We start from the raw sequence: 9,616 nt of genomic DNA on the forward strand, positions 1-9,616 counted from the left end.
GCTCTCTCTAGCTAAATCGTTCTAATTGTTAAAATTATGAAAAAAATGTTTGAATGTAATTAACAAATAAATTACAATTTCCATAATTCGAGGCTGAGCAACTCCACAAGCTGAACACTTCGAATTAACACCAACAGCCAAACACACACACACACACAACACACTATGAAAAACATTAAGCTCAACACTTCCCGCAAAGCTGGCTTCAGCCTCGTGGAAATGCTCGTCGTCATCGCCATCATCGGCATCATCGCCGCAATCGCGATTCCGAACATCGGCAACCTGAACCAGAGCGCCAAAGACGCCACGGCCAAGCGCAATGCGCAGACCGTTGCTTCCGTGCTCAACGCCGCTGTCGCAGCTGGCGCTTCCCTCGGCAGCCCAGCCGACGGTTCCGCCATCGTCAACCTTGCCATCACTGGCGTGACCCCAAGCACTGGCGCCTTCTCCGGCAAGCTGTTCACCTCCGGCCCGATCAACCCAACGGAAATCCCTGCTGCTGCCACCTACCTGACCTGGGACGACACCAACAAGCAGGTGAAGTACAATCCAGGTTCCTACTAATCTAGGTGCTGACGCGCCCGGCACTGGGGTTTGAACTCAGTTTCGGACGGCTCACGTCCGCCGGGGAGGTGACTCCCCGGCGTTTTTTTGCAGCAGGGAGCAGGGCGGAGGTGGTTATGAACATGACAATTCGCAAACAGAGAAGGGCAGGATTCAGCTTTGTTGAGGCTATCTTCACGATTGCCATCATCGGCATCATGTCATCGATCATCGTGGCCGCGATCTCCAATGCCTCACGCGATGCCCATCGTGTCATGGCGCGGCAGCAGCAGGCATCGGTGCAGAGCGCGCTGACGGCATGGGTGATGGCGCAGATGCGCGTCAACAACACGGCGCAGTACCGCGGCCTTGAGAGCGTGCGCACTTCTTATAACGCACTGGCCAGCAGCCAGCTGCGATTCAAGCTGCTGACCCCCGACCCGACATCGTCTGATCCGAGTGCCCGCGTGGGTTTCCTTGATCAGACCACGGCAGATCATTTCGCCGAATACACGAGCAATGCCAACCAGCTGCAAACGGCTGCTTTGTACAATGCGCAGCAGTACCTCTCGCTGCCAGACTGGCAGCCGGGCGATTTTCCCCATGTGGATCTGGTCAATCAATAATCCGGTTCTCCGCTGAATTCTATCATGCACACCCCCTCTCCAAAATCTCACTCTTTCATTCGCGGCTTCTCGCTGGTGGAGATGATGGCTTGTGTGTCGATCATTGGCATCATCGCCTTCATGGCGATCCCATCCGTCACCCGCATGCGGGGTGACAGCGAACGCAATCTGGCGATCGCGCGTGCGGAGTCGCTGAATCTGGCGCAGGCGAGCTACATCCAGGTGCGCGGGCGTACGCAGGCGGCGCTGGAGTGGGCGGCGGCCTCGACGCCGGAGGCGAAGTACCAGCTGCTGAAGTCCTACCTGAGTTTTGCGGAAAAGGACCTGACCAGCTTCCTGCCGTCCGGGTACAATCTGACTTTCCCGCCTTTGATCACGTCCATGACGAAGGCGACGCTGTATGGCCCGACCGGCGCGACCATCAATTACTGACAAATTCCGGCATGACCTTCCTCTCACATCGTGGAAAACGAGCCACCTTCCTGCCAGCGGGCCGGGAGGGCGGGTTTTCCATGTCGGAGATGGTGATCGTTGTTTCCATCATGGGAGTGCTGGCGGGGATCGCAGTGATGCCAATGAACCAGTTTCTGGGTGCGTCCAAAGGTGCGCTGGCCTCGGCACGGCAGGAAACGCTCAACCAGGCGGTGTATCGTTTCGCCCAGCAGAACTACGAGCTGCTGTTTGATGCGATGAATGGTTCCATAGCGGATGAGATGGTCATTCTGCGCACGCTGCAGTATCGTGACCCGAACATCAATCGTGCCCAGCCCGGCTCGCCTTATATGGACCCGCGGTACAACCCGGTGTCTTCGAGTGATTCCACCGTGCACCGTCTGCGCTGGACGGGGAGATTGTTTGAACTGCTCAAACCCGGGCAGAGCGGCACGGGAATCCTGATGGATTTCGAAGGCCGGGACTTCACCACGGCCTTTGATTTTCCGCCAAACTTTCAAATGGCGGGACGCTGATCCCTGCCACGCACAAACTCATGGCTGCCACCCTCCAGATCCCGACGAACCCGCTAGCACCAAAATCTTTTGGTGGTGCGAGTAATCCGCCAAACACGATAGTTGAGGCGAGGCAGACTGCGATTCTGGCCATTCAATCGATTGAAGGGCTGGCCCTGCAGCATGGCATGCTGCCTGTCACGCTGCTGCGTGAGAGCTGCTCCCCCGATGCGGAGCGGCTGATCCGGAAGCTGGGCCGGGTGCCGTATGTGGCGGACCCCTGGCTGCCGGTGAGCACCATCGGACCGCTGCTGGTGATGGCGCACCACAACCCGCGCGCGGGAGATTTGTGGGGAGTTCCGCACTTTCTCACGATCCGGGTGCTGATCACACCGGAGCAGTACCAAAACACGCGCAAGGATCTGGTGCAGCGCTTTGGGCAGATGCCGATCTCCCAGTCGAACGCGATGGAGCAGCTGCAGCCGCCGGTGTTTGCCGACCTGGGGCTGGAAGGCACCTTTCAGTGGCTGCTCGAACGCTATCCCTACGAGCCCACTGAAATCACCAAGCTGAAAGGTTTCTACGAGGCGCAGAAAAGCAAGGCGGAGACACTGGGAGTCACGCATTTCAATGTGGTGCAGCGCAACATGGGCATCGCCCTGCAGCACCTCGTCAGCGGCTGCCGCACGCTGGTGTACAGCGCCACGGAGGCGCAGAGGCAGACTTTCTTCCCGATCCCGCTGCTGGAGCGGCACAACGTCTACCCGCTCTACATCGGCAAGCAGGTCGTTTTCCTGCTGAGTGAGAGCGCTGACTGCTATGCTTTCGAGGACGAGTGGCTGTCGATGGGCAATCCTTCGGTGAAGATCGTGCCGGTGCTGGCGGATCTGGCCAGCATCCGTGAGGCGATCAACCGGGCGGGCGCGACGTTTGACCCGAGTGCGGTGGCTTCGATGGGGGAGGGGACGACGCTCTCCGTGGCTGATGATGCCAGCGTGGTGGAAATCTCCCCCGAAGACATGGCACGGATCAATCCGCAGAATCCGAACCACGAGCCTGAGCAACTGGTGCAGTGGGCGCTGTTTACCGCCATCCGCTGCCGCGCCTCCGACTTGCATCTGGAGAAATTTTACAGCTTCACGCGCTTCCGTGCGCGCATGGACGGCACCATGAAAACGATCATGACCGCGCCGGAGAGCCAGCTCAACCGCTACGTGGCGCTGCTGAAAAACTACGCGGGCATGAGCCAGAACCGGCAGGAGTGCCAGGACGGGCGCATGGCGCTCTCCATCGGCCGGCGCCGGGTGGATGTCCGTGTGGCTGCGGTGCCGACGCGGCGTGAGTTTCAGAAGGTCATCATGCGTTTCCTGGACAAGCAGGACGGGGTGAAGCGCCTTTCGGATTTCAACCTCTCGCAGCGCCAGATCGACATCCTGACACGCACCATGCAGCGCGACCAGGGGCTGGTGCTGGTGACGGGCCCGACCGGCTCCGGTAAAACGACCACGCTCTATGCGCTGCTCAACAGCGTGAACGATGAGAGCGTGAACATTCAGACGATTGAAGACCCGATCGAATACGAAATCGAGGGGATCAATCAGACGCAGACAAACAACGCGCGCGGACTCGACTTCGCGAACGGTCTGCGCTCCCTGCTGCGTGCCGACCCTGACATCATCCTGATCGGTGAGTCACGCGATGCGGAAACAGCAGGCGCGGCGGTGAATGCCTCGCTCACGGGGCATCTGGTGCTCACCACGCTGCATGCGAACGACTCCCTGCGCGCGGTCTCACGACTGCTGTCGATGGGGGTGGAGAAATATCTGCTGGCAGATTCACTGGCACTGAGCCAGGCGCAGCGTCTGGCGCGCCGCCTGTGCACCTACTGCAAGCAGCCGATGCAGGCCCCGCCGGACGTGCAGGATCTGATGGCGAAGCAGGCCGTGATCACCCAGCCGATCACCACACCCATCTACACCGCCCGCGGGTGTGATGAGTGCCATGGCACGGGCTATGCCGGACGCGTGGCGCTGATGGAGCTGTGCGAGGTGAACAATGAGCTGCGCGACCTCGTCGAGGAGGGGGCCCCGCTGAGCGCGATGCGCGCCGCCGCCTTCAAAAATGGTTTCCGCTCGCTCTATCAGGAAGGCCTGCAGCAGGTCATCGGCGGGCATACCTCCCTCGATGAAATCAAATGCCTCAGCTACACCGCCATGTAAGCGGGGAGCATTTTACAACTTTCCAACTCTTGACCACCATGCGCCAGACCACTCAGCTTCTACCCCGAGAATTTGCCTCGCGTGCCATCGCGCGCGTGCTGATCATCGATGACGAACCCCATGTGCTGGCTGTGGGAAAGGCCGTGCTGGAGGCCCACGGTTTTGAAGCTGTCGCCTGCCGCAGCGGTGAGGATGCGCTTGAGCTGGTGCGCGCTGGTACGGAGTCGGGGCAGCGTTTCACCGCAGCCATTCTGGATCTCACGATGCCGGGCGGGGCTTCCGGATTTGAGGTGCTGGAGTGGTTTCGTGCGTGTGATCCCCGGCTGCCCGTCATCGCCTGCAGCGGTTTCTTTCAGGATGATGTGAAGGATCTCTGCCAGGCGATTGGGTTTGTGGATGTTTTGTACAAGCCCTTCAATCTCGAAAGTCTCTGCCTGGCGGTGCGTCGCGCCATGGTCCAGGATTCGGAGGTGGCTGAGTCAGGCTTCTCGGGCTTCAAACCTGGTCATGACTCATGAGTTTTTACTTTCAGATCGCCAATCGCTTCACACTGCTCGGCATGTTTGCCGTGCTGGTGGGGGCGGGGGCGACTGCCATGGGATTCATCTGGCAGGAGTTCATCACCCTCCGTTTTGTGCAGAGCTCCTATCTCGGCGCCGTGGCATTGGCGGGGCAGATGGAGCTGAACCGCCAGGCTCTCAATGAGAATGAGATGGCAGGAGTGGCCCCGCTGAACTGGGAGAACGAGGCCCGCCTGCGGATGCGCCTGCAAACGGTGGACATTCCGCCGGCCCTGCAGAATCTCGGACTGGAGGTGGATGTGGTGGCTCCACGCCAAACTGAAGGGAGTGTGGGTCCGCCGATGGCGAAGTCTCCGCCCATCATCATCATTCCCGGCTGCCAGAATTGTGTCATCGATGAGCCCGCTCCGGCACACATGAACAATCTCATCTACCGCGTGATGGCGGGCAGCTCCCTGGTGATGGATGACACCAGTGACAGTCGTGATCTGGAAATCAACGGCGGGGACCACTGGCTCATCAGCGCTGCTCCCTTGTACTCGCGCACCGGGCATGTGGCGGGCGCTTTCATCGGCCGCCAGCCGCTGGTGCAGCTGCGGCATCTTTTCAATTCCCAGCGGCTCACCGTGCCCATTCTTGGCGCCTGCGCCGGGCTGGCCTTGGCGGTGTTCAGCTTTTACATCATTGGCCGGCGCATCACAAAGAAGACCCATGCGCTCATCGACGCCTTCCGTGCGATGCGTGCGGGGAATCTCAATGTCCGCGTCCCGGCCAATGGGAATGATGACCTGGATCTCCTGCAGGAGGAGTTCAACACGATGATCTCCCACGTGCAGGAGGATGACCAGCGCAAGCACACGCTGCTCGTCGAATACGAAGCCGCGAAACGGCAGGCGGAAACCGCCACCGCCGCCAAGGGCAGCTTCCTGGCCAACATGAGCCATGAGATTCGCACGCCGATGAACGGCATCATCGGCACCACCAGCCTGCTCATTGAGATGGGGCTGGATCCTGAACAGGAGGAGCTGATCCGGATGATCCGCTCCAGCGGTGAATCGCTCCTTCACGTCATCAATGACATCCTTGACTTCTCCAAGCTGGAGTCCGCCAAGATGGAGATGGAAAAGCTGCCGGTGGACATCGAGAAGCTGCTCGGAGAGACCACTGACGTCTTCTCCCACAAGGCGGCGGAGAAGAACATCGAACTCAATGTCCACATCGACTCCGCGCTGCCGCGCAAGGTGCTGGGTGATTTCCAGCGCATCAAACAAATCCTCGTCAATCTCGTCGGCAACGCCATCAAGTTTACCGAGAAGGGGGAGATCCTGATCCTGGTGCGGCAGGTTTCACGCCAGACACCGCAGGGTGACAAGGCGCTGCTGCATTTTTCCGTGCGTGACACCGGCATTGGCATACCTCCGGAAAAAATCGGCCAGCTCTTCCAGGCCTTCAACCAGGCGGACACTTCCACCACGCGCAAATATGGCGGCACCGGACTGGGCCTCGCCATTTGCAAGAAGCTCATCAAGCTGATGCAGGGGGAGATCAGCGTCGTGAGCGAGGAAGGGAAGGGGTCCGACTTCTTCTTTGAGCTGCCGCTCAGTGTCGCCCCTGATGATGAATCGCGTGAGGAAGAACTGATCTGGCTCGATGTGGTGAAGGCGCGGCCTGTCGTCGTGTACAGCGCGCATCCCACCACATTGCAGGTGCTCAACCAGTCACTCACGCAATGGGGCATGACGGTGAGGCTGCTGCGGGACCGTTCCCAGGCGGAACTCGACGCGGTGGTCGAAGAGTCAGGCCTCTTCATTCTCGATGTCACCAGCCTTCGCCATGAGGAGGCCGTGCTGATGCTGAATGCCGCCGCCATGCGTGGAGCCGCCATCATCACCACCATGTCCATCACCAGCGCGAAGCTGGACCGTGACCGCTTTAGCCCGCCTGCCGGCAGCCGGCACGCACGGCTCTCCAAACCCATCAAACGTCGTGAGCTTTTGCGCACGATGGCAGAACTCTACCGCATGCCACGCCGCGTCGTCCCCACTGCCCTTGTCACTGCGGCTGTGCCTGCAGAGAGGTCCGTCACGGCGCAGGCTCCCGTGCCGGCTCCTTCATCGCGCCCGATCCCCGCGCCTGTGCAACAGCCGCCGCCTCATTACATCCAGCCCCAGGCGGAACAACCGATGGGACAGCCTCGGATGAATTCCACGTTTGAGTCCCCCTCGGTGCTGGAGACCCCCGCGCCTCCGCCCTTTGTGAATCAAAGTGCTGCCCGCGCTGCCGCTGGCGGCCATGACATTCATGTCTCTCATGCCACGAACCGTGCCATCGCCAAGGCTGCCAGGGCGGAGGCTGACAACTTTGCCAGCCAGAACCCCGCTCAAATCCTCCTCGTCGAAGATCAGCCTTTGAATCAGAAGATCGCCACGATGCTGCTGCAGCGCCTGGGCTATGTGAGAATGGACATCGCCAACAACGGGGAAGAGGCCGTCAGCATGGTTGCTCAAGGAGGGTACGACATCGTCTTCATGGACCTGCAGATGCCCGTCATGGGCGGGGTGGAGGCCACCCGGCGCATCCGCGGGAACTTCCAGCTCAAACATCAGCCCGCCATCATCGCCATGACGGGCCATGCTCTCACCGGAGTCAAAGAGGAGTGCCGCGATTGCGGCATGAATGCCTTTCTGACCAAGCCCGTGTCGCTGGACGATTTCCGTCGCGTGATCCCGCCCGCGCTTTCGGTCGAAGCTTCGCAGATTCCCATGAGCTTCTAGGGCTCGAAGGTGGTCAAGGCCCTGGAAAGATTAAACCCGGATTCCAAAGTTAAGCAGCGTTTTTGATCTCGGTGACTGGAGTTGGCGAGTGCTCGGGGAGGTGCGGCTTCCTGCGACGTTCGCTTTCGCCACTCCAAGATTTTGTCCATCAAGGGTTGCTGCTTTTTCGCTGCCACCCCAGCGCTGCGCGTTGTAGAGCACCCGCTGGCGCGCTCCTCTGCCCAGGACGGCCCCGCCGGTGAAAACGGCGCAGCGCATGGAGCCGCCGGCTCCTCGCGCTTTTTCTCCTCTTCGCGGATGACCAATCAAATAAAAATAATGCCAGGCATTTAGTGATTGATTCCTGCCGAAACTGCCGCAGTGTCGGCGGCATGAAATCGACTCAGTCTGCTGATTCTCAGGTGCTCCCGCTCGAAGAGCAGCTCGTTGGCGTGAATGCGAAAACGGGCCTCTATCCCGGCGCGCGTTCCTGGTCTGGCGGGCGGTTTCGCATCCTGGGGAAGGGGCCGCTGGAGTCCTACTGCTACCACGTCATGTCGAGGACTTGTGGTGGAGAGGTGCTCTTTGATGACGTGGAAAAAGAGGCGCTGCGCCGCGTGATCTGGCGGATGTCCGAATTCTCCGGGATCAAGGTGGCGACCTACTGCATCATGGGGAATCATTTCCACCTGCTGGCGGAGGTGCCGCACCGGCAGACGTGGCTGCAGCGGTTTGAGGGGCTCGACGGCGAGGCAAAGCTCTTTGATCACCTGCGCACGCTCTACAGCCGCGCCTACCTGGGCCTGCTGCGGGATGAATTGAAGGATCTGCGCGCGCGTGGCATGACGGTGCTGGCAGAGCAACGGGTGGACGCATTGAAGAAGCGCTTCTGCGATCTGTCCCTCTTCGTCAAAGAAGTCAAAGAACGCTTCAGCCGCTGGTTCAACAAGCGGCGCGGACGTCGTGGCACGCTGTGGATGGACCGCTTCAAAAGCGTCATCGTCGAAGGCAAAGGCGAAGCCCTGCGCACCATGGCCGCCTACATCGATCTCAATCCCGTGCGCGTCGGCCTCGTCAAAGATCCCAAGGACTACCGCTGGTGCGGCTACGCGGAGGCGCTCGGTGGCAGCCGCAGAGCGCAGCGCGGGTTGTGCAAGGCGCTGAGCAAACCAGTGGATGGCTGGAAAAGTGCGGGCGCAGCGGAGGCGTATCGCTGCCTGCTGCACGCGGAGGGTCGCGAAGTGAAGGACGCGCAAAACGAAAACGTGCTGCGGCGCGGCGTGAGCGTGGAGTCGGCACGTGCCGTTCTGGCCAAAGGCGGAAAGCTCAGCCCTGCGGAGCTGGTGCATTTGCGCGTGCGCTATTTCAGTGACGGGCTGGCGCTGGGGAGCCGCGAGTTCGTGGAGAGTGTTTTTGATGGAAACCGGGAGATGTTTGGTCCGCAGCGCAAGCGAGGCGGTCGTCGGGTGGTGGAGTCGGAGTCACCGTTTTACACGCTGCGTCATCTGCGTCTCAAGCCGCTGGAGTAAGGTTCAGATCGTGGAATGAAAATGGGGTGGCGGGTGTTTTCATCGGTTGTGGATGTGTGGGGTTGCTCCCGGCACTTTGTGGGGAGGCTGGATTCAATCAGCGGTCGATAAGCAATGCTTGAATGCCGCTGCTGCCTCTCTCAGAGTGACTCGGAATGAATGTGATGCGCTGTTGGATCATCCTGCTGGCAAGCTGCCTGGTGGCGGGCTGCGCCTCTGAAACAAAGACGAAGGTCGATGATTTCTGGCGTTGGATCGACCCTCTGGGGCATACGCGCTCGCATCGCGAAAGTTACTATCCGCATGAGCGCACGACGGGATTACGGCTGCCGGGATCTGATTGAACGGGCTGCGTTCTGGACATCCACTGCTGAATTCACTGAAACACCATGGGGGAATGGATGAAGAAATTCGCCGTGGCCCTATGCCTGACAGGCCTGATGCCGGGACTGGCGGCGTGCGGACATGTCAGGCATAG

The 9,616-nt window shown here is 60.1% G+C and carries 9 protein-coding genes; all 9 read left to right on the forward strand.

The genetic code is table 11. The features are described from left to right. The first annotated feature begins 165 nt into the window (after positions 1 to 165). The 9 genes from ACILSL_RS08190 to ACILSL_RS08230 all read left to right on the forward strand — a co-directional run bounded on the left by ACILSL_RS08190 (position 166) and on the right by ACILSL_RS08230 (position 9,482). On the forward strand, positions 166 to 564 hold the full coding sequence (locus ACILSL_RS08190; protein WP_395731516.1) for a prepilin-type N-terminal cleavage/methylation domain-containing protein: 399 nt from the start codon (positions 166 to 168) through the stop codon (positions 562 to 564). A 5-nt stretch (positions 565 to 569) separates the two neighbouring features. Continuing rightward, complete coding sequence (locus ACILSL_RS08195) at positions 570 to 1,169, forward strand: type II secretion system protein (RefSeq protein WP_395731517.1); 600 nt, start codon at positions 570 to 572, stop codon at positions 1,167 to 1,169. A gap of 24 nt (positions 1,170 to 1,193) precedes the next feature. Then, positions 1,194 to 1,601: a type II secretion system protein gene (locus tag ACILSL_RS08200; protein ID WP_395731518.1), complete on the forward strand. Its 408-nt coding sequence runs from the start codon at positions 1,194 to 1,196 to the stop codon at positions 1,599 to 1,601. 11 nt (positions 1,602 to 1,612) lie between these two features. Beyond that, positions 1,613 to 2,137: a type II secretion system protein gene (locus ACILSL_RS08205; RefSeq protein ID WP_395731519.1), complete on the forward strand. Its 525-nt coding sequence runs from the start codon at positions 1,613 to 1,615 to the stop codon at positions 2,135 to 2,137. Between the two features lie 20 nt (positions 2,138 to 2,157). Continuing rightward, positions 2,158 to 4,335 (forward strand): GspE/PulE family protein, encoded by a 2,178-nt coding sequence (locus ACILSL_RS08210; RefSeq protein WP_395731520.1) that lies wholly within the window; start codon positions 2,158 to 2,160, stop codon positions 4,333 to 4,335. A gap of 38 nt (positions 4,336 to 4,373) precedes the next feature. Continuing rightward, positions 4,374 to 4,853, forward strand: a complete 480-nt coding sequence (locus ACILSL_RS08215) for a response regulator (RefSeq protein ID WP_395731521.1) — start codon at positions 4,374 to 4,376, stop codon at positions 4,851 to 4,853. After that, positions 4,850 to 7,630, forward strand: coding sequence for an ATP-binding protein (locus tag ACILSL_RS08220; protein ID WP_395731522.1), 2,781 nt, complete (start codon positions 4,850 to 4,852; stop codon positions 7,628 to 7,630). Before ACILSL_RS08215 ends, ACILSL_RS08220 begins: the two co-directional genes overlap by 4 nt. A 371-nt stretch (positions 7,631 to 8,001) precedes the next feature. Then, positions 8,002 to 9,138, forward strand: coding sequence for a transposase (locus ACILSL_RS08225; RefSeq protein WP_395731523.1), 1,137 nt, complete (start codon positions 8,002 to 8,004; stop codon positions 9,136 to 9,138). A gap of 164 nt (positions 9,139 to 9,302) precedes the next feature. Continuing rightward, on the forward strand, positions 9,303 to 9,482 hold the full coding sequence (locus tag ACILSL_RS08230; RefSeq protein ID WP_395731524.1) for a hypothetical protein: 180 nt from the start codon (positions 9,303 to 9,305) through the stop codon (positions 9,480 to 9,482). Positions 9,483 to 9,616 lie beyond the last annotated feature (134 nt).

Origin of the sequence: Prosthecobacter sp. (assembly GCF_044222345.1) — a bacterium.
In the GTDB taxonomy this organism is placed as follows: Bacteria; Verrucomicrobiota; Verrucomicrobiia; order Verrucomicrobiales; family Verrucomicrobiaceae; genus Prosthecobacter.

Excerpts from the sequence above, each read along its gene's own strand:
- ACILSL_RS08190 (WP_395731516.1), top strand. The coding sequence starts at position 166 with ATGAAAAACATTAAGCTCAACACTTCCCGCAAAGCTGGCTTCAGCCTC.
- ACILSL_RS08200 (WP_395731518.1), top strand. The coding sequence starts at position 1,194 with ATGCACACCCCCTCTCCAAAATCTCACTCTTTCATTCGCGGCTTCTCG.
- ACILSL_RS08205 (WP_395731519.1), top strand. The coding sequence starts at position 1,613 with ATGACCTTCCTCTCACATCGTGGAAAACGAGCCACCTTCCTGCCAGCG.
- ACILSL_RS08210 (WP_395731520.1), top strand. The coding sequence starts at position 2,158 with ATGGCTGCCACCCTCCAGATCCCGACGAACCCGCTAGCACCAAAATCT.
- ACILSL_RS08215 (WP_395731521.1), top strand. The coding sequence starts at position 4,374 with ATGCGCCAGACCACTCAGCTTCTACCCCGAGAATTTGCCTCGCGTGCC.
- ACILSL_RS08220 (WP_395731522.1), top strand. The coding sequence starts at position 4,850 with ATGAGTTTTTACTTTCAGATCGCCAATCGCTTCACACTGCTCGGCATG.
- ACILSL_RS08225 (WP_395731523.1), top strand. The coding sequence starts at position 8,002 with ATGAAATCGACTCAGTCTGCTGATTCTCAGGTGCTCCCGCTCGAAGAG.
- ACILSL_RS08230 (WP_395731524.1), top strand. The coding sequence starts at position 9,303 with ATGCGCTGTTGGATCATCCTGCTGGCAAGCTGCCTGGTGGCGGGCTGC.